The organism is Pseudomonas sp. BJP69 (assembly GCF_007633355.1).
Classification (GTDB): Bacteria; Pseudomonadota; Gammaproteobacteria; order Pseudomonadales; family Pseudomonadaceae; genus Aquipseudomonas; species Aquipseudomonas juntendi.
The window spans coordinates 4,420,717-4,439,784 of record NZ_CP041933.1 but is presented as its reverse complement, the minus strand read 5'-3'; the positions used below and the strand labels follow the sequence as shown (position 1 = coordinate 4,439,784).

Sequence of the window (19,068 nt, the reverse complement as noted above, 5' to 3'; positions counted from 1 at the left end):
GGAAAAGGCGGGTCGTTGCCCCGGATGATACGGTTCCCCCTCAAGCCCGGCTTAGCCGAGCGCGTCATCCACATCGACAAAACGACCGCCAAGCATGGAAATACGCCTGTTGCACGGCGCCGCTATCGCGCCCTATATCGATGACCTCGCTCGCTTGCGCCTTACCGTATTCCGCGAGTTCCCCTACCTGTACGACGGCACCCCGGAGTACGAAGCCGACTACCTGGCCAACTATGCCCGTTCCGGGCGCAGCCTGGTGGTGCTGGCGCTGGACCAAGGCCAGGTGGTGGGTGCATCTACCGGCCTGCCGCTGGTGGACGTGGCCCCGGAGTTCCAGCAGCCGTTCCTGGCCCAGGGGCGGGACCCGGCCAGCGTTTATTACTTTGGTGAGTCGCTGGTATTGCCGGAGTACCGCGGCCAAGGTTTGGGCGTGCGTTTCTTCATCGAACGCGAGTCTTATGCCCACAAACTGGCCGAGTTCGACTACTGCGCGTTCTGTGCGGTCGAGCGGCCCGGTGTACACCCGCGCCGGCCTGCAGACTACAAGCCGTTGCATGGTTTCTGGCGTAACCGCGGTTTCCTGCACGACCCGTCGCTGCGCACCCGCTATGCCTGGCGTGACCTGGACGAGCAGGAAAGCTCCGACAAGCTGATGTCGTTCTGGCTGAAGGAACTGCCGGTATGATCCGCCTGGCGGCCTGCCAGTACGCCATCGAACTGCATGAAACCTGGGACGCCTACGCCGACCACCTGCAGGGCCTGTGTGCCGAAGCGGTGGCGGCGGGCGCCCGTTTGCTGTTGCTGCCCGAGTATGCCGGGCTGGTACTCAGCGGCCAGTTGAGAGGTGAACAGCGGGGCGACCTGCTGGGTTCGATTGCCGGGATCCAACCGCTGATCGGCGCCTGGGCAGCCTTGTGTGAACGCATGGCCAGGCGCTGGGGCATCTACCTGCAGCCGGGGAGCGTGCCGGTGCTGGACAATGACGGTGCCTACCGCAACCGCGCCTGGCTGTTCGGTCCCGAGGGGCCGCTGGGGTACCAGGACAAACTGATGATGACCCGCTTCGAGCGAGAGCAGTGGGGCATCAGCGCAGGCCAGGGGCTGCGGGTGTTCGATACTGCACTGGGGCGTGTGGGCATTCTGATCTGCTACGACAATGAGTTCCCGATGCTGGCCCGGCAGTTGGCCGAGTTGGGTGCCGACCTGATCCTGGCACCGAGCTGCACCGACACCGAGGCGGGCTATCACCGGGTGCGCATCGGTGCCCAGGCACGGGCGCTGGAGAACCAGATAGCGGTGTTGCAGAGCCCGACGGTAGGGCTGGCGGCCTGGTCGCCGGCGCTGGATGAGAATATTGGCCGGGCAGGGTTGTTCGTACCGCCGGACCATGGCATGCCGGGGGACGGTGTGATTGCCTTGAGCGCAGCGCTGGAGCCGGGCAGAAGCCAGTGGCTGGTGTGTGACGTGGACCTTGAGGAAGTACGGCGGGTGCGGCGGGAAGGGCAGGTGTTTACCCGCAGGGACTGGCCGGAGCAGTTTGACAGAGTGCGTTGAAAGCAGCGGCGCCTGCTTCGCGGGTGAACCCGCTCCCACCGGGGACATGAGGTCCCTGTAGGAGCGGGTTCACCCGCGAAGCAGGCGCCGCTGTTACATCAGGCTTACTTGACTTCGACTGCCAGGCTCTGGGCAATCTTGCTCTGCCACAGGGCAGGGCCAGTGATGTGCACCGACTCACCGTTGCTGTCTACGGCAACAGTAACTGGCATGTCCTTGACCTCGAACTCGTAGATCGCTTCCATGCCCAGTTCGGCGAAGGCCAGTACCTTGGACTTGCGGATAGCCTGGGCTACCAGGTAGGCAGCGCCGCCCACAGCCATCAGGTATACGGCCTTGTTGTCCTTGATCGCTTCGATCGCGGTGGGGCCACGTTCGGACTTGCCGATCATGCCCAGCAGGCCTGTCTGCTCGAGGATCTGGCGGGTGAACTTGTCCATGCGGGTCGCGGTGGTCGGGCCGGCAGGGCCAACCACTTCGTCACCGACCGGGTCGACCGGGCCAACGTAGTAGATGAAGCGGCCTTTGAGGTCCACTGGCAGCGCTTCGCCACGGTTGAGCATTTCCACCATGCGCTTGTGCGCGGCGTCGCGGCCGGTCAGCATCTTGCCGTTGAGCAGGATGGTTTCGCCCGGCTTCCAGCTGGCGACTTCTTCCGGGGTGATATCGTCGAGGTTGACGCGACGTGCGCTTGGGCCGGCTTCCCAGACGATTTCCGGGTAGGCGTCCAGCGATGGCGCTTCCAGCTCGGCCGGGCCGGAGCCATCGAGCACGAAGTGCGCGTGGCGGGTGGCGGCGCAGTTGGGGATCATGCACACCGGCAGCGAAGCGGCGTGGGTCGGGTAGTCCATGATCTTCACGTCGAGCACGGTGGTCAGGCCACCCAGGCCCTGGGCACCGATGCCCAGTTGGTTGACCTTCTCGAACAGCTCCAGGCGGATTTCTTCCAGGCGGTTTTGTGGGCCACGGGCTTTGAGCTCATGGATGTCGATGGACTCCATCAACACTTCCTTGGCCATGACCGCGGCCTTCTCGGCGGTACCGCCAATGCCGATGCCGAGCATGCCAGGCGGGCACCAGCCAGCACCCATGGTCGGTACGGTCTTGAGCACCCAGTCGACGATCGAGTCGGACGGGTTGAGCATGGCCATCTTCGACTTGTTCTCCGAGCCGCCGCCCTTGGCGGCGACATCGACCTCGACCTTGTCGCCAGGCACGATGGAATAGTGGATAACGGCCGGGGTGTTGTCCTTGGTGTTCTTGCGGGCACCGGCCGGGTCGGCCAGGATCGAGGCACGCAGGACGTTTTCAGGCAGGTTGTAGGCGCGACGCACACCTTCGTTGATCATGTCGTCGACGCTCAGGGTGGCACCGTCCCAGCGCACATCCATACCCACACGCACGAACACGGTGACGATACCGGTGTCCTGGCAGATCGGGCGGTGGCCGGTGGCGCACATGCGCGAGTTGATCAGGATCTGGGCGATGGAGTCGCGGGCAGCAGGCGACTCTTCGCGCAGATAGGCCTCGTGCATGGCCTGGATGAAATCGACGGGGTGGTAGTACGAGATGAATTGCAGGGCGTCGGCGACGCTCTGAATCAGGTCGTCTTGCTTGATCACGGTCATGCAGCGCGCTCCTCTTAAAGACGGGAACATTCATAGAGACGCTCGACGGTGCCGACCAGCATGTCGAGACGCCTTGCAAAGGCGCGCCGGCAGCATGGCCGACGCAAAAGGGCGCGGCAGTATAGCGTGCCTCACCGCGTGGCACACCTGCGAGTGGTCTGGACCTTGGTCGGTTGGGGCTGGGCATCCTTTTTGCTGCTGACGCCTGTGGTTGGCCTTACTATCGACGGGCGCGCAGAGCGCCCCCCACAACCTGAAGCGGGAAGAGATACCTGAAGATGCCCGAACTTTGCGTAGGCGAGCACCGCTGGGCGGTGCCGACCGGCAGCAACCTGCTCGATGCCCTGAACGAGGCCGGGCTCAACGTGCCCTACAGCTGCCGCGCCGGAAGCTGCCACGCCTGCCTGGTGCACTGCCAGGCCGGGCAGCCGCTGGACGCCATGCCTGAGGCCCTGGCCCTGGACCAGCACGCCCTGGGCTGGCGCCTGGCTTGCCAGTGCAGGGTGATCGAGGACTTGCAGGTTGCGTTGTTCGACCCGCAGCGCGATGGTGTGCCGGCGCACGTCTGTGCGCTGGACTGGTACGGTGACGTGTTGCGTGTACGGCTACGGCCCGAGCGGGCGGTGCGTTACCAGGCGGGGCAGCATGTGGTGCTGTGGAATGGTTCGGTAGCGCGGCCTTATTCACTGGCCAGCCTGCCGGGGGAAGATGACTTCCTGGAGTTTCACATCGATTGCCGGCGACCCGGCGCCTTTTGCGACAAGGCTCGTGGTTTGCAGGTAGCAGATGTGCTGCGCCTGGGCGAATTCAGGGGTGGTGCGTTGCACTACGATTTGGATTGGCAGGATCGGCCGCTCTGGCTGCTGGCAGCTGGAACCGGGCTTGCGCCGCTGTGGGGCATCTTGCGTGAGGCTGTGCGGCAGGGGCATCGCGGCGAGATTCGGGTGCTGCATGTGGCGCGCAACAGCGCCGGGCACTATCTGGCTGAACCCCTGATGCAGCTGCAGGGCGTGCAGGTCGAGCTGGTGCTGGAAGAGCAGATGGATGAAGCGCTGGCGCGGTTGCGCCCGCCTTCGCGGCAGACGGTGGCGCTGGTGTGTGGGGCAGCGGGGAGTGTGGACCGGTTTGCGCGGCGGCTGTTCATTGCCGGGGTGCCGCGAGGGCAGGTGTTTACTGACGTCTTCGTTGAGCATGCCTGAGGCAGTCGGGTTGATTGTGCCGGCCTATTCGCGGGCTCGCCCGCTCCCACAGGGGTGAGGCTAGCGCTATACCCTGTAGGAGCGGGCATGCCCGCGAAGGGCCGCAGAGCGGCCCCCCTTTGAGGCAGGCTCAGCCGACCAGCGGATCACCCACATGCAGGATCTTCATGCCATTGGTGCCACCGATGGTGTGGTAGCTGTCCCCTTTGGTCAGGATCACCCAGTCGCCTTGTTCTACCAAGCCACGCTTGAGCAGTTCGTCGACAGCTGCCTGGCTGACTTTGTCGGCGGGCAGCGAAGCGGGGTCGAAGGCAATCGGGTAGACGCCACGGAACATGTTGGCCCGTGCCTGGGTCGCGCGGTGCGGCGAGAGCGCGAAAATCGGCACGTGCGAGCGCAGGCGCGACATGATCAGCGGGGTGTAGCCGCTTTCAGTCAAGGCGATGATCGCCTTCACGCCCGGGAAGTGGTTGGCCGTGTACATCGCCGCCAGGGCGATGCTTTCGTCGCAGCGCTCGAAGGTGGTGTGCAGGCGGTGGCTGGAGCGCTGGCTGGTCGGGTGCTTCTCGGCACCGGAGCAGATGCGGGCCATGGCCTGTACGGCTTCGATCGGGTACGAACCGGCAGCACTTTCCGCCGACAGCATGACCGCGTCGGTGTTGTCGAGCACGGCGTTGGCCACGTCGGACACTTCGGCACGGGTCGGCATCGGGTTCTGGACCATCGACTCCATCATCTGGGTCGCCACGATCACTGCCTTGTTGTTGCGGCGAGCGTGCTGGATGATCTTCTTCTGAATGGCGATCAGCTCGGCGTCGCCGATTTCCACGCCCAGGTCACCGCGGGCGACCATGACGGCATCGGAAGCGAGGATCAGCTTGTCCAGGGTCTCGTCGTCGGCGACGGCTTCGGCGCGCTCGATCTTGGCCACCAGCCAGGCGCTGCCACCGGACTCGTCACGCAGCTTGCGCGCGTATTCCATGTCGCTGGCGTCCCGCGGGAACGACACGGCCAGGTAGTCCAGGTCCATTTCCGCAGCCAGCTTGATGTCGGCCTTGTCCTTTTCGGTCAGGGCCGGTGCGGTCAGGCCGCCACCTTTACGGTTGATGCCCTTGTGGTCCGACAGCGGGCCACCGATGATCACCACGCAGTGCAGGGCATCGGCGGTGGCGGTTTCGACGCGCATGACCACGCGGCCATCGTCGAGCAGCAGTTCGTCACCGACACCGCAGTCCTTGACCAGGTCCGGGTAGTCGATGCCGACGATATCCTGGTTGCCTTCGGTCAGCGGGTGGGCGGTGGAGAAGGTGAACTTGTCACCGATCTTCAGTTCGATGCGCTTGTTGGCGAACTTCGCGATGCGGATCTTCGGACCCTGCAGGTCGCCCAGCAGTGCAACATGGCGGCCGTTCTTGGCAGCGATGTCGCGGATCAGGCGCGCGCGGGCCTTGTGCTCGTCCGGCGTGCCGTGGGAGAAGTTCAGGCGTGCCACGTCGAGACCGGCGAGGATCAGCTGTTCGATCACTTCCGGCGAGTTGCTGGCGGGGCCAAGGGTGGCGACGATTTTGGTACGGCGGATGCTCATGCACAGACTCCTATAGTGAAGCGCAGCGAAAGGCTACTCCTGAATCTCGCTGTAGTCATTGTTCCGTTGCACTACCTGTGACTTCCGGGGTAGGGCAGCTGCAAGCTACAAGCAGTAAGCTACAAGGAAAAGCGCGTGCGGCATTCATGCCGCTCGTGGCGGCCTGGCACTTGTCGCGCGCCGCTGAAGAAAACCCGACAGCGGCCGATAGGTTTGCTATCAAAGGAGATTGCCATGCGAGCCCTGATCGTTTTCGCCCTCGCCGCCAGTGCTGTCGGCTGTACCCGCTGGTCCATGGACCACCACCTGAACAATGCCTATCGCGCCTATGACCGGGGTGATTGCGCGCGGGTGATGCTGGAGCTGTCACAAGTAGACCGTACCAGCCGCGCGCGCCCGTTCATCCACCCTGAAGTGTCGCTGCTGCGCGGCCAGTGCCTGGAGCGCCAGGCGTTGTACGTGGACGCCGCCCAGACCTACCAGTACCTGATCCAGCAATACCCGCGCAACGAGTACGCCTATCGCGCCCAGGCCCGCCTGCAGACGCTGGAGAAGCTCGGCCATTTGCGCGGTACCGAAGCGGCCGTGGCCCGGCCGGCGACTACTGCACCTTGGCGCTAATACAAAGGTGTGGTTTATTTCACGGGCTTCGCGGCGCGTGCTGCGCTACTCTGTAACCCAGCTGTTACAACAACCGCCAGTACCTTGTATTCCTGGCATCAGGTACGGAATACACTCGCCATCATGTTCAACAAACGCCGCATCGAACGCCATCAGCTCCCTTGTGCCCTCAAGGTGTTCAACCGCTTTACCGACCAGGAAATCGGCCTGCTCGGCAATGCCTCGGAAGACGGCCTGATGGTCATCAGCCAACTGCCCGTGCTGATAGGGCCCGATTATGAACTGCAACTTCGCATGCCGCTGGCCGGCGGCGGGTTCCAGTTCGTCAACCTGACCGCCAGTTGCCTGTGGTGCAGTGAGGACCAGACCCCTGGGCATTACGATTCGGGCTTCATGCTGCTGCAGGCCCCGCGCGAGTACGACGATTTCGTGCGCTCGCTGCGCGACTATTTCAGCTTCCGCCCGGCCAACGCCTCTGCCTGAGCCTTGGCGCCCTGGAATCGCGTTAGAATCGGGTCGACCTCGCAAGACAGGACGACCCCGTGACCTCCAGCATTTTCTGGCACGACTACGAAACCACCGGCATCAACACGCGCTGTGACCGGCCGCTGCAGGTCGCCGGCCTGCGCACCGACTTCGACCTCAACGAGATCGACGAGCCGATCAGCCTTTACTGCCGCCCCGCCGACGATATTCTGCCGCACCCGGCTGCGTGCCTGGTGACTGGCATCACCCCGCAGTTACTGGCCGAGCAGGGCCTGTGCGAAGCCGAATTCATGACCCGCGTGCATGCGCAGCTGGCCCAACCAGGCACCTGTGGGGCGGGCTACAACACCCTGCGTTTCGATGACGAAGTGACCCGCTACAGCCTGTACCGGAATTTTTTCGACCCCTATGCCCGTGAATGGCAGGGCGGCAACAGCCGCTGGGACCTGATCGACATCGTGCGCACGGCCTACGCCCTGCGCCCGGAGGGCATCGAGTGGCCGCAGCAGGACGGGCGCACCAGCCTGCGTCTGGAGCTGTTGAGCAAGGCCAACGGCATTGATCACGGGCATGCGCATGAAGCGCTTTCCGACGTGCGGGCAACCATTGCCCTGGCGCGACTGATCCGGCAGAAACAGCCCAAGTTGTATGACTGGCTGTTCCAGTTGCGCAGCAAGCATAAAGTCATGGAACAGATCCGCTTGCTACAACCGCTGGTGCATGTATCCGGGCGTTTTTCAGCAGCGCGTAGTTACCTGGGGGTGGTCTTGCCATTGGCCTGGCACCCGCACAATCGCAATACACTGATTGTCTGCGACCTGCATCAGGAAACCCTGCCATTACTCCGGGAAAGTGCTGAAGTATTGCGTCAGCGCTTGTACACCCGGCACGAGGATTTGGCCGAGGGCGAACTACCGGTGCCGCTTAAACTGGTACAGATCAATCGCTGCCCGGTACTTGCGCCACTGTCGGTATTACGCCCTGCCGATCAACAGCGGCTGGGCATCGACTTGACGTTGTTACAATCGCGCGGTGAACAGTTGGCCGATCAACAGGCGCAATGGCAGGACAAGCTGGAGCACATTTACGGCAAGGACGATTTCGCGCCGAGTGAGGACCCGGAGCAGCAGTTGTATAACGGTTTTATTGGTGACCGTGACCGGCGTCTATGCGAGCAAGTTCGTGCGCTGGAACCGGCGCAATTGGGCCGGGGGCAGTGGCTGTTCGATGACCCGCGCTTGCCTGAGCTGTTGTTCCGTTACCGGGCGCGCAACTTTCCGGACACCTTGACTCCCGAGGAGCGCCAGCGGTGGTATGCGTTCTGCCAGCAGCGCCTTAGCCAGCCGCAGTGGGGGGCGCCGAACACATTGGGTGATTTCCAGCAGGCGCATCTGCAGGCCTGGGAGCGCGCCGACGAGGCCGGGCGGCGCGTGCTGGAGGCATGGCAAGTACATGCCCGGAACTTGCAACAACAGTTTGCAATTGACTGAAGGCCAGACAAACAAAAACGCCGGCAATGTGCCGGCGCTTTGTATTGCGATAAGAGGGCAGGGGCTGAACAATCAGTCCAGCAGGGTAGCCCAGCTCTCGACCACGTCGCCGCCCCACTTGGCTTTCCACTCTTTCAGGGTCTTGTGGTTGCCGCCTTTGGTTTCGATCACTTCACCGTTGTGCGGGTTCTTGTATTGCTTGACCTTGCGGGCACGCTTGGTAGCAACAGCCTTGACGGTGCCACGCGGTGCTTTGCTCAGTTTCGACTCTGGGTCGAGCAGGGCAATCACGTCGCGCAGGGACTTGGAGTACTCGCCCATCAGGTTGCGCAGTTTGCCTTCGAACTCCAGCTCTTTCTTCAGCTTGTCGTCCTGCGACAGGTTGGCCAGGCGAGCCTGAAGTTCTTTGATGGCTTCTTCGGTGGCGCGGTACTCGTTGATCAGGGACATGGAGTGTTCCTTAATGCGTGTTCAGAAATGTGTGGGGCAATAATAGACAGCCGATACTCGCAAGTAAACATAATGTTGGGCAATTAACTGTTGATTAAGCTGTGACAATATTTCTCCGATGAACAAAAATTTACATTAGCGTGTGCCATTTCGCCGGCTGTGTCAGATAGTGTCCACATTGCCAGCGTGGTTGCTACAGTGGCCGCGGCCGCTGCAATCAATACTGCGCTTTTCCTTGCGTGCCGCTAGAATAAGCGCCTTTGCGAAGTTCTGGAGTCTCATTCATGCGCACCTATCGTCTGGTGATCGCCTGCCCCGACCGTGTAGGGATCGTGGCGAAAGTCAGTAATTTCCTGGCCTTGTACAATGGCTGGATCAACGAAGCCAGCCATCACTCCGATGAGCAGAGCGGCTGGTTCTTCATGCGTCATGAAATCCGCGCCGAATCATTGCCCTTCGGTATCGAAGCCTTCCGTGAGGCGTTTGCGCCGATTGCCGAAGAGTTCTCCATGACCTGGCGGATTACCGACTCGGCGCAGAAAAAGCGCGTGGTGCTGATGGCCAGCCGCGAGTCGCATTGCCTGGCTGACCTGCTGCACCGCTGGCATACCGATGAACTGGACTGCGAGATCCCGTGTGTCATTTCCAACCACGACGACCTGCGCAGCATGGTCGAGTGGCACGGCATACCGTTCTTCCATGTACCGGTCGACCCCAAGGACAAGGCCCCGGCCTTTGCCGAAGTGTCGCGCCTGGTCGAAGAGCACGCGGCCGATGTCGTGGTGCTGGCCCGCTACATGCAAATCCTGCCGCCGCAACTGTGCCGGGACTACGCGGAGAAGGTCATCAACATTCACCACAGCTTCCTGCCGTCGTTCGTGGGTGCCAAGCCTTACCACCAGGCCGCGCTGCGTGGGGTGAAGCTGATCGGTGCAACGTGCCACTACGTCACCGAAGAACTGGATGCCGGCCCGATCATCGAGCAGGATGTGGTGCGCGTCAGCCACGCTGACAGCATCGAAGACATGGTTCGCTTTGGCCGTGATGTGGAAAAGATGGTGCTGGCACGTGGCCTGCGTTATCACCTCGAAGACCGCGTGCTTGTGCATGGCAACAAGACGGTGGTCTTCGACTGATACCGTTGGGTTGCCTGCAAGCCTTTGGGGCTGCTCGGCAGCCCTATCGCTACGCTTGAGGAACATACCGATGGCCAAACGGCGCAACCAACCCACCGCTACGGCCCCGCCCACCGTGGGTGAAGGCTGCCTGGCGCGCTACGACCCGCAAGCGCTGGCCGACACCGACGGCACCGATTTCCCCGGCGCCGCCGAACTGTGGCAGCGGCTCAACCCGCCTGGCGCCGCCAGCGCGTCAGCAACGGACGCGCCAGCAGGCACACGAACACCGGCCCGCCTGCCAGCAGGTAAAAGTAATAAGTGACTGCCCGCCAGATGAGGATCGCCGCGGCGGCGGTGGAGCTGCCCACCAGCGGCGTCAGCAGGCTTGCAGACGTCAGCTCGGCCGCACCTGCCCCGCCCGGTAGCAGGCTGAATTGCCCGGCACTGAGCGACAGCATCTGCACCAGAAAGCTGGGGATCCATGCCAGCTCCCCGCCCAACCCGCGCAATACCAGGTACAACACGCTGTAGCGCAGCCCCCAGTGGATGCAGGTGAGGGTGAACACCAGCGCCAGCGTGCGCTTGGGCAACTGCCAGGTCTGCGCCAGTGCGGCGATGAAGTGCAGCAGTTTGCGGGCCCAGCGGCGCTTGCGCGGTGCGGCCACGCCCAGGCGTTGCAGCAGCCTGCCGTTGAGGCGCATGAGCGCGCGGCGGTAGCGCAGCAAGCCGATCACCCCAACCAGCGCACTGCACAGCAGCAACGCACTGCCCAGCAACATGCTTTGCTGGCTGTGGCCCAGGCTGTGAAACAATGCGTAGCCCGCAATCGCCAGCATCGCGCAGAAAAAGAACAGCAGGTCGTTCAATTGGTCCATGGCGAACACGGCGCCACTGCGCGCCGGGCCGATGCGCTCGCGTGCCAGCAGCGCCATCAGGGTCAACGGGCCACCACTGCCGCCGGGGGTAGTGCAGATGGCGAACTCGGTGGCCATCACCACGCCCAGGCTGCGCAGGTACCCAAGCCTTGCGCCTTGCTGGCCCAGCAACAGGCGCAGGCGCATGGCGTTGATCACCCAGCACAGCAGGATCATGCCCAGCAGGGTCAGCAACAGGCCAGGATCGAACCCTTGCAACCGGGGCAGCAGGTCACTGCCGCCAAGCAGGGCTGGCACCAGCATTGCTGCGACAAGTGCCAGGCCTAGCCAGGCCAGACGGCTCATGCGCTGACCTGTCGGTCCAGCCAGGCGGACTTGGTGAGGGGTTCGCGACCTTGGGCCATCAGGGTGCGCAGGGTATTGAGCCAGTACTCGCGGGAGCTACGGTGGCGCATGTCCACCGGGTGCAGGCCCAGGCGCAGGCTTTCGGCGTTCTGCCACCGTCTGCACTGCCAGTCGCACAGGGCCCGCGAAAGCCCCCGGCGCCAGGCACTGCGGGCGCTCCACACCAGCCCTGGCGCCTTGATCGGGGTGAACTCGGGCAAGCGGTACAGGTGCTGCGGTGTGCTGGTGTAGCGCAAAGGCAGCTGGCGCAGCGCCTGGCGGGTGCCTTCGCTCATCAACCAGGCTGGCGCCACGAAACCTGCCACCGGCCATTGCTGTTGGGCGAACACGGCCAGGCCCTGTTCCAGGCGCTGCAGGGCCTGCTGCTGATCAAGGCCATAGAACTCGCCTTCGTGGGTATAGATACGGCGCATGAAGAAGTCGCCTGGCGTGCGCGGCGGTGGGCCGTTGTCGGCATGGTAGTAGCCATGCAGCGCCAATTCGTCGCCCTCGGCCAGGCGCCGTTCAAGCAGGCGGCAGAACGCCGGTGAGCGCAACAGCGGGTTGCGCTGGTGAAAGTCCGGAACCACCAGCCAAGTCATGGGCACACCGCCGATAGCATCCACCGCCTCCACGAAAGGTTGGTAGTCGGGCCATGTTTCAGGCGCGACATCGTGCAGTACCAGCATCAGGCTACGCGGTGCGGGGCGTGACTCAAGCATGGGCGCGCACCAGAGGCTGATGGCCGAGCACGGCCTGGTAGTGCTGCAGCAGGCCCGCGACCACGTTGTCCCATGAGTAGTGTTGCTCGACGTGGCGGCGCGCCTGCGCGCCCAGCTTGCGCACACCTGCCTCGAATGCCTCGCGCACGGCTGTGGCCATGGCCTGGGCATCGTTGGCTGTACACAGGCGGCCGCACTGGTCATTGACGATTTCGCCGAAGGCACCCGCGCGCACGGCGACCACCGGCGTTGCACTGGCCATGGCTTCGAGAATGACCAGGCCGAAGGTTTCCTGGTCGCCGGCATGCACCAGCAGGTCGGCGCTGGCCATCAGCCGGGCGACCTCCTCGGGCGGGCAGAACTGGCCGATGACACTGACGTTGTCCGGCACATTGGCGGGCATGCCGGAGCCCACCAACAGCAGGTGGTAGGGGTGGCCCAGCTGCTGCATGCAGGCCAGCAATACCGGCAGGTTCTTTTCCCGGGAGCCACGCCCGGCGTAGATCAGCAGGCGGGTGGTATCGGCGATACCCAGCTCGGCACGCACATTGGCGTCGCGTTTGGACGGGTGGAACGTGGCCAGGTCCACGCCCAGCGGTTGTACGTGTACATCGCGCACACCCAGGCGGCGCAGTTTGTCGGCCATGACCCGGCTGGGGGCCAGCACCCGGTCGAAATTCCCGTAGAGCTTGCTGACATAGGCCTCGACATTGGGCGTGAACCAGTTGCCCATGCGGTTGCTGACCAGCAGCGGCAGGTCGGAGTGGTAGAAGCCGATTACCGGCACGTCCAGCTGGCGCCGGGCCTCCAGCGCCGCCCAGGCAGTCAGGTACGGGTCGCCGACCTCGATCAGGTCCGGCTTGAGCGAACGCAGGGTCTTGCACCACGGGGCCAGGCGTACCGGGAAGCGGTAGCCTTTGCCAAAAGGCAGCGGCAGTGCCGGTACTTGGTAGATGCCGTCGGCATTGTGGGCGCTGGCACCAGGAATCAACAGGCTATGGCGTACGCCCTGGATGGCGTCGAGGCGGTGATGTTTGGCATCAAGATAAGTTCGTACGCCACCGCTGGCGGGGGCGTAGAACATGGTGATGTCGGCGATGTGCACGATCAGCATCCCTCCGGGATCGTCTTTCGGGTCTGTCATCTGGCGCTTGGTTGGCGGCGATGACACGCCTAAAGGTTGACCTTTCAGAAGGATAGTTTGTTCGATCGGGGTTGCGCGGCAAGCTGCCCCAGGGGAGGGGGTGTACCTGCTCCCCTGGGGCGCGTGGGACTAGATCCGGAAACTGCCCACCAGGTGCTTCAGGCGCCCGGCCTGCTGCTCCAGGTCGGAGCACGCACGCAGGGTGGCCTGCAGGTTCTCCACACCTTCCTGGTTGAGCATGTTGATCTCGTTGATATCCATGTTGATGGCTTCGACCACGGCAGTCTGCTCCTCGGTGGCGGTGGCCACCGACTGGTTCATGCCATCGATTTCGCCAATGCGCACGGTCACGCTGTCCAGCCGTTCGCCGGCCTGGTTGGCGATCTGCATGCTGTCGGTGCTGTGGCGCTGGCTCTGATCCATGGTTTCCACCGATGCGCGGGCACCCACCTGCAGTTCTTCGATCATGGCCTGCACCTGTTGCGCCGATTCCTGGGTGCGGTGGGCCAGGTTGCGTACCTCATCGGCCACCACGGCGAAACCACGCCCGGCTTCACCGGCGCGGGCCGCTTCGATGGCGGCGTTCAATGCCAGCAGGTTGGTCTGCTGGGAGATACTGGTAATCACTTCCAGAATCTGGCCGATGTTCACGGTTTTGCTGTTGAGGGTCTCGATGTGTTCGCTGGAAGTGACGATCAGGTCCGAGAGCCGGTTCATCGCCGCAATGTTGCGCTCGACCACCTGTTGGCCTTCTTCGGCCAGCAGCCTTGCGGAGCTGGCGTGCTGCGAGGCCTGGGCAGCGTTGCTGGCGATTTCCTGGGCCGCGGCACCCAGTTCGTTGATGGCCGCGGCCACGCTGTTGGTGCGGTTGGCCTGCTCATCGGAGTTGGTCATTGATGAGTTCGAGGCGCTGATCACCCGCAGCGCCACTTCGTTGACTTGCTCGGTGGCCGAGGACACTTCGCGGATGCTGCTGTGAATACGCTCGACGAAGCGGTTGAAGGCGTTGCCGAGAATGCCGAATTCATCATGGTTATGGATGCGCAGGCGCTTGGTCAGGTCGCCCTCACCTTCGGCGATGTCTTCCATGGCGCGGGTCATGGTGTGCAACGGCTGCATCAGTACGCGAATCAGCAAGCCGAGCAAGGCGATGATGATGACCACGGCGACGACCGTGGCAACCACTGCCGAGGTGCGGAAGGTGCTCAGCATCGAGAAGGCCTTGGCCTTGTCCACCGACAGGCCGATGTACCAATTGGCCGAGGGCAGGCCGGTGATCGGGGTGAAGGTCAGCAAGCGTGCCTGGCCGTCGCTTTGCACTTCGGTCAGTTCGTTGCTCAGCTTGGGTGTGTGTTGCGGGAACAGGTCTGACAGCGACTTCATCACCAGGGCCTGGTCCGGGTGTACCAGGATCTTGCCCTGGTCATTGACCAGGAAGGCATAGCCCATACCACCAAAGTCCAGCGAGTTGATGATTTGCACCAGGCCGTCCAGCGTCAGGTCGCCACCGACCACACCCACGCTGCTGGAGACCTTGCTGAGGATGCCGATGACCATCTTGTTGGTGGTCATGTCGATGTACGGTTCGGTCAACATGGCCCCGCTGGCATTCATGCCATCCTTGTACCAGGGCCGGGTGCGAGGGTCGTAGCCGTCGGGCATCTTCGCGTCTGGGCGAACACTGAAGCCGCCGTCGATCTTGCCCAGGTAAACGGTCAGGAAGCTGGAGAGCAGTGCGCGCTGGCCCATGAATGTTTCAGCGTTGGCCGGGTTCTGGGCAATGTTCTGCGCCAGGTTTTCCACCAGTTTGATACGCCCGTCGAACAGGTTGCGGATGTTGGTGGACGTGGAAGTACCCATTTCAGCCAGGTAGTTTTCCAGGTCCTCGCGGATGGCATTACGCTGCAGGTAATCGTTGTAAAGGGTGAAAAGGCTGAAGGCGAGTATGACGATCAGTGAGGCGGCCAACAGTATCTTGTGGCTGAAACGCAGGCTTTTATTCATGGCGTAATCGGTTCCGCTAAGGTTTTAATCAGGGCGTTCGCACGAGTGAGGCCGCAAGGCTGTGCAGTATCCGGAAAAATCCCTTTTCGGTTGTTCCTCTCTTCTAAGACGAATATCACCCGAAGGTATCGGCCGGTTTCAGTTAAAGCTTGAGCAGGGGATTAAAGAGATGTTGGAAACTTCGACCATAGTTGTGGGATCGGGCCCGGATGGCCAGCCGCTCGGGCAAGCCATGCGCCTGGCCAACCGCCACGGCCTGGTGGCAGGCGCCACTGGTACCGGCAAGACCGTCACCTTGCAACGCCTGGCGGAAGTGTTCAGTGACGCCGGGGTCGCGGTGTTTGCCGCCGACGTGAAAGGCGACTTGTGTGGCCTGGGCGCCGCCGGTGCACCGCAGGGCAAGGTGGCCGAGCGCATCGCCGGCATGCCGTGGCTTGGGCATACGCCACGGGCCTACCCGGTGACGTTGTGGGATATCGCGGGGCAGTCCGGCCACCCGCTGCGCACGACCCTCAGTGAAATGGGGCCGCTGCTGCTGGGCAACTTGCTGGAACTGACCGACAGCCAGCAGGCGGCGTTGTATGCAGCGTTCAAGGTGGCCGACCGTGAAGGCCTGTTGCTGCTCGACCTGAAAGACCTCAAGGCGCTGCTTGCCCACCTGAAAGACAACCCGCAATTGCTGGGTGAAGACAGCGCGCTGATGACCACCGCCTCGACCCAGGCCTTGTTGCGCCGGCTGGCAACCCTCGAGCAACAGGGGGCCGAGGCGCTGTTCGGCGAGCCGGCGTTGCAACTGGAAGACTTGCTGCGCCCGGACCCCGATGGCCGCGGCCGGATCCACCTGCTTGATGCCAGCCGCTTGGTGCATGAAGCCCCCAAGGTCTACGCCACCTTCCTGTTGTGGCTGCTGGCTGAATTGTTCGAGCAGTTGCCCGAGCGCGGCGATGCCGAAAAACCGCTGCTGGCGTTGTTCTTCGACGAGGCGCACCTGTTGTTCAACGGCACGCCCAAGGCGCTGCAGGAGCGCCTGGAGCAGGTGGTACGGCTGATCCGGTCCAAAGGTGTGGGTGTGTTCTTCGTCACCCAGTCGCCGGGTGACTTGCCGGATGCGGTGCTGGCCCAGTTGGGCTTGCGCATTCAGCATGGCTTGCGGGCATTCACGGCGAAGGAGCAGAAGGCATTGCGGGCGGTAGCCGATGGCTTTCGCCCCAACCCGGCGTTCGACACCTTGAGCGTGCTCACCGAACTGGGCATTGGCGAAGCGCTACTGGGGGCGCTTGAAGAGAAGGGCACCCCGGCCATGGTCCAGCGCGTGTTGGTGGCACCGCCGCAATCGCGGATCGGGCCGTTGAGTGCTGCGGAGCGCGGTGCGCTGATTGCTGCTTCGCCGCTGGCTGGGCGCTATGACAAGCCGGTGGACCGTGAGTCGGCCTATGAAATGCTGACCCAGCGCAAAGGTGAGGCGGTGGAGCCGGCGCCGCAACCGAAGGCCGATGAAGAGAGCTTTGCCGACAAGGCCGGTGATTTCTTGCAGAGTGCGGCGGGGCAGGCGATCAAATCGGCGGTGCGCCAGGCAGCCAACCAGTTGGGGCGGCAACTGGTGCGGGGGTTGATGGGGTCGTTGTTGGGGGGCAAGAAAAAATAGTTGGCTGCCACCTGGACCGTATCGAGCCTGGGCCTTGCGCAGTGCCTGTGGGCCCAGTTGCCGATATGAAAAAGGCGCCCCGGGGGACGCCTTTTCCTAATTGCGGTGTCACTCAGCCAATGGCCTTGGACGCCAGCCAGAACAAGCCGGCCGCCAGGCCCATCGAGGCTGGCAGGGTCAGAACCCAAGCCATCAGGATGGTTTTGACGGTGCCACCTTGCAGGCCGCTTTTGTTGGCGACCATGGTGCCGGCCACGCCGGACGACAGCACATGCGTGGTCGACACCGGCAAGGCGAACACGTTGGCCATGCCGATGGCACAGGCCGCGGTGATCTGTGCCGACATGCCCTGGGCATAGGTCATGCCCTGCTTGCCGATCTTCTCGCCAACGGTCAGCACCACACGCTTCCAGCCCACCATGGTGCCCAGGCCCAAGGCCAGGGCAACGGCCACGATTACCCAGAACGGGGCGTATTCAGTGGTGGCGGTAAGGTCCTTGCGCAGTTTTTCCAGGTCGGCCTTTTCGCGGGCTTCCAGGCCAGGCAGCTTGCCAACCTTCTTCGCGGTGTCGTCCAGGCACAGCAGGTAGCGGCGTACTTCAACGCGCTTCTCGGCAGCCAGGCTGTGATAGTCGGTCACGCCTTGCAACGAGGTCTGCAGTGCGGCGATGGTCGGCTCGGTCTGCTGCGGGTTGCAACTGAACTGTTCCGGCAGGTCGCTGGCCTTGGCCTTGCCCAGAGCCAGGAACTCGCCCAGGGTGGCGGCGTTGCGCTCGTAGAACTGGCTCATGTGCAGCGTGGCGTCGCGGGTACGCTCGATCTGATAGGTGGTGCTGTTCAGGTCGAGCACGAACTTGGCCGGAACGATACCGATCAGCACCAGCATGATCAGGCCAATGCCTTTCTGGCCGTCGTTGGAACCGTGCACGAAGCTCACACCCATGGCAGAAACCACCAGGACCAGGCGGTTCCAGAAGGGCGGGTGCTTCTTGTCGTCGAGTTTACGGCGCTGTTCGGGGGTCTTGTGCATCTTCGACAGCGGGCGCCACCACTTCAGGCCGAGCAGCACCAGGGCGGCTACGGCGAAGCCGGCCATTGGCGAGACCACCAGCGACATGGCAATGTCGATGGCTTTCTGCCAGTTAACGCCGTCTCCCAGCGGGATGTCGTTGATCAGGGCATTGGCCAGACCTACACCCAGAATAGAGCCGATCAGCGTGTGCGAGCTGGAAGCGGGAATACCGAAATACCAGGTGCCGAGGTTCCAGGTGATGGCCGCGGCCAGCAGGGAGAAGACCATGGCCAGGCCGTGCCCGGTGTTCACATTGATCAGCAACTCCACCGGCAGCAGGTGCACGATGGCGTAGGCCACCCCGACACCGCCCAGCAGTACGCCGAAGAAGTTGAACACGCCGGAGAAGAACACGGCGAGGTGGGGAGGCATGGCTTTGGTATAGATGACGGTAGCTACCGCGTTTGCGGTGTCATGAAAGCCATTGATGAACTCGAAGGCGAGTACGAAGGTCAAGGCGAGCAGCAGGCTCACCAATACCCAGGCATCCAGTCCGCTGAATAAATCGATCATGAAGGTTGTCTGGCGGTCATAGGGGGGCGGGATTATGCCAGAAAACCTTGGCAATCGATGCACCTCCAGCAGGCCGTTGGCACGGCCAAAAGCGCCAAAGCTGCCCTGCGAGCGGCCCTTGATTACAGGGCAAGTTCAGCTTAAATCGGCGAATTGCTGCGAAAAGCAGGTCAAAAACGTAAAGGTCCAGCTTCGGCGCTAATTAAAACGATCGTTTGAAATTTGTGAAAATCCATTTCACTTCGCTTGGGTAATAAGGCCAACACGCCCGGGCGAGCCGGGCGAACACAGCGCTGCATTGACCCGGGTCAGGGGTTCTCGCTGCGTAGTTCCTTTTCCATCCGTTCCAGTTCCTGGCTGAAAGCCTGGTCGCGCAGGCTGGCGCGTTTGCGCCAGGGTTTGCGCTCCGGTTCCGTTTGTGCGGCATAGGTGGTGACTTCGCCGCCGTAGACATCCTTGTAACGTTCAGCCTGGCGCTCGAGTTCTGCGCGCAGTTCATCTTTCGTCACATGCAGTACCTGAATTAAGTGTAATCACGGGGGTAACGCGTTATGCGCTTGTGCGCCCTGTTCCGGCCG

At 62.9% G+C, this 19,068-nt stretch carries 17 protein-coding genes; 8 read left to right on the top strand and 9 right to left on the bottom strand.

Features of this window, described 5'->3' with window-relative positions; all coding sequences use genetic code 11:
• The first annotated feature begins 94 nt into the window (after window positions 1-94).
• Together FPB55_RS20765 and FPB55_RS20760 are read left to right on the top strand one after the other, a co-directional pair.
• On the top strand, window positions 95-685 hold the full coding sequence (locus FPB55_RS20765) for a GNAT family N-acetyltransferase (protein WP_009685643.1): 591 nt from the start codon (window positions 95-97) through the stop codon (window positions 683-685).
• Window positions 682-1,554, top strand: coding sequence for a carbon-nitrogen hydrolase family protein (locus FPB55_RS20760; RefSeq protein WP_115294675.1), 873 nt, complete (start codon window positions 682-684; stop codon window positions 1,552-1,554). Before FPB55_RS20765 ends, FPB55_RS20760 begins: the two co-directional genes overlap by 4 nt.
• Before the next feature lie 104 nt (window positions 1,555-1,658).
• Here the strand turns inward: FPB55_RS20760 and FPB55_RS20755 are convergent, their stop codons facing one another.
• Window positions 1,659-3,182 (bottom strand): fumarate hydratase, encoded by a 1,524-nt coding sequence (locus FPB55_RS20755; RefSeq protein ID WP_009685641.1) that lies wholly within the window; start codon window positions 3,180-3,182, stop codon window positions 1,659-1,661.
• Between the two features lie 278 nt (window positions 3,183-3,460).
• Here FPB55_RS20755 and FPB55_RS20750 point away from each other — a divergent pair, with 278 nt between their 5' ends.
• Complete coding sequence (locus FPB55_RS20750; RefSeq protein ID WP_029887344.1) at window positions 3,461-4,381, top strand: iron-sulfur-binding ferredoxin reductase; 921 nt, start codon at window positions 3,461-3,463, stop codon at window positions 4,379-4,381.
• 130 nt (window positions 4,382-4,511) lie between these two features.
• On the opposite strand, the gene pyk is transcribed toward FPB55_RS20750, so the two are convergent.
• Complete coding sequence (pyk, locus tag FPB55_RS20745; protein ID WP_144189191.1) at window positions 4,512-5,966, bottom strand: pyruvate kinase; 1,455 nt, start codon at window positions 5,964-5,966, stop codon at window positions 4,512-4,514.
• Window positions 5,967-6,200: 234 nt separating this feature from the next.
• Between pyk and FPB55_RS20740 the strand changes: the two genes are divergently transcribed.
• The 3 genes from FPB55_RS20740 (at window position 6,201) to sbcB (ending at window position 8,563) form a co-directional block, all read left to right on the top strand.
• Complete coding sequence (locus FPB55_RS20740; RefSeq protein WP_009685638.1) at window positions 6,201-6,587, top strand: hypothetical protein; 387 nt, start codon at window positions 6,201-6,203, stop codon at window positions 6,585-6,587.
• A 123-nt stretch (window positions 6,588-6,710) separates the two neighbouring features.
• Window positions 6,711-7,070, top strand: a complete 360-nt coding sequence (locus FPB55_RS20735) for a PilZ domain-containing protein (protein ID WP_054905766.1) — start codon at window positions 6,711-6,713, stop codon at window positions 7,068-7,070.
• 59 nt (window positions 7,071-7,129) lie between these two features.
• Window positions 7,130-8,563 carry an exodeoxyribonuclease I gene (gene sbcB / locus FPB55_RS20730; protein ID WP_144189189.1) on the top strand — a complete coding sequence of 478 codons (1,434 nt, stop codon included), beginning with the start codon at window positions 7,130-7,132 and terminating at the stop codon, window positions 8,561-8,563.
• 72 nt (window positions 8,564-8,635) lie between these two features.
• On the opposite strand, the gene mvaT is transcribed toward sbcB, so the two are convergent.
• Window positions 8,636-9,013, bottom strand: coding sequence for a histone-like nucleoid-structuring protein MvaT (gene mvaT, locus FPB55_RS20725; protein ID WP_009685634.1), 378 nt, complete (start codon window positions 9,011-9,013; stop codon window positions 8,636-8,638).
• Window positions 9,014-9,297: 284 nt separating this feature from the next.
• Here mvaT and purU point away from each other — a divergent pair, with 284 nt between their 5' ends.
• A complete protein-coding gene (gene purU / locus FPB55_RS20720) occupies window positions 9,298-10,149 on the top strand; it encodes a formyltetrahydrofolate deformylase (RefSeq protein WP_047149623.1) in 852 nt (283 codons plus the stop codon).
• Between the two features lie 209 nt (window positions 10,150-10,358).
• Here purU and FPB55_RS20710 read toward each other — a convergent pair whose 3' ends face one another.
• From FPB55_RS20710 to FPB55_RS20695, 4 genes are all read right to left on the bottom strand, one after another.
• Window positions 10,359-11,351 (bottom strand): lysylphosphatidylglycerol synthase transmembrane domain-containing protein, encoded by a 993-nt coding sequence (locus FPB55_RS20710; RefSeq protein ID WP_125855240.1) that lies wholly within the window; start codon window positions 11,349-11,351, stop codon window positions 10,359-10,361.
• On the bottom strand, window positions 11,348-12,112 hold the full coding sequence (locus FPB55_RS20705) for a DUF2334 domain-containing protein (RefSeq protein WP_144189187.1): 765 nt from the start codon (window positions 12,110-12,112) through the stop codon (window positions 11,348-11,350). The genes FPB55_RS20710 and FPB55_RS20705 overlap by 4 nt, the downstream gene beginning before the upstream one ends.
• The gene (locus FPB55_RS20700; protein ID WP_029887350.1) at window positions 12,105-13,226 is read right to left on the bottom strand and encodes a glycosyltransferase family 1 protein; all 1,122 of its coding nucleotides are present in this window, start codon (window positions 13,224-13,226) and stop codon (window positions 12,105-12,107) included. Before FPB55_RS20700 ends, FPB55_RS20705 begins: the two co-directional genes overlap by 8 nt.
• 159 nt (window positions 13,227-13,385) lie before the next feature.
• A complete protein-coding gene (locus FPB55_RS20695; protein ID WP_144189185.1) occupies window positions 13,386-15,260 on the bottom strand; it encodes a methyl-accepting chemotaxis protein in 1,875 nt (624 codons plus the stop codon).
• A gap of 169 nt (window positions 15,261-15,429) precedes the next feature.
• Here FPB55_RS20695 and FPB55_RS20690 point away from each other — a divergent pair, with 169 nt between their 5' ends.
• On the top strand, window positions 15,430-16,905 hold the full coding sequence (locus FPB55_RS20690; protein ID WP_144189183.1) for a helicase HerA-like domain-containing protein: 1,476 nt from the start codon (window positions 15,430-15,432) through the stop codon (window positions 16,903-16,905).
• Between the two features lie 112 nt (window positions 16,906-17,017).
• Here FPB55_RS20690 and FPB55_RS20685 read toward each other — a convergent pair whose 3' ends face one another.
• Together FPB55_RS20685 and FPB55_RS20680 are read right to left on the bottom strand one after the other, a co-directional pair.
• On the bottom strand, window positions 17,018-18,490 hold the full coding sequence (locus tag FPB55_RS20685) for an inorganic phosphate transporter (RefSeq protein ID WP_009685626.1): 1,473 nt from the start codon (window positions 18,488-18,490) through the stop codon (window positions 17,018-17,020).
• Between the two features lie 308 nt (window positions 18,491-18,798).
• Window positions 18,799-18,999 (bottom strand): hypothetical protein, encoded by a 201-nt coding sequence (locus tag FPB55_RS20680; protein WP_009685625.1) that lies wholly within the window; start codon window positions 18,997-18,999, stop codon window positions 18,799-18,801.
• Window positions 19,000-19,068: the final 69 nt, after the last annotated feature.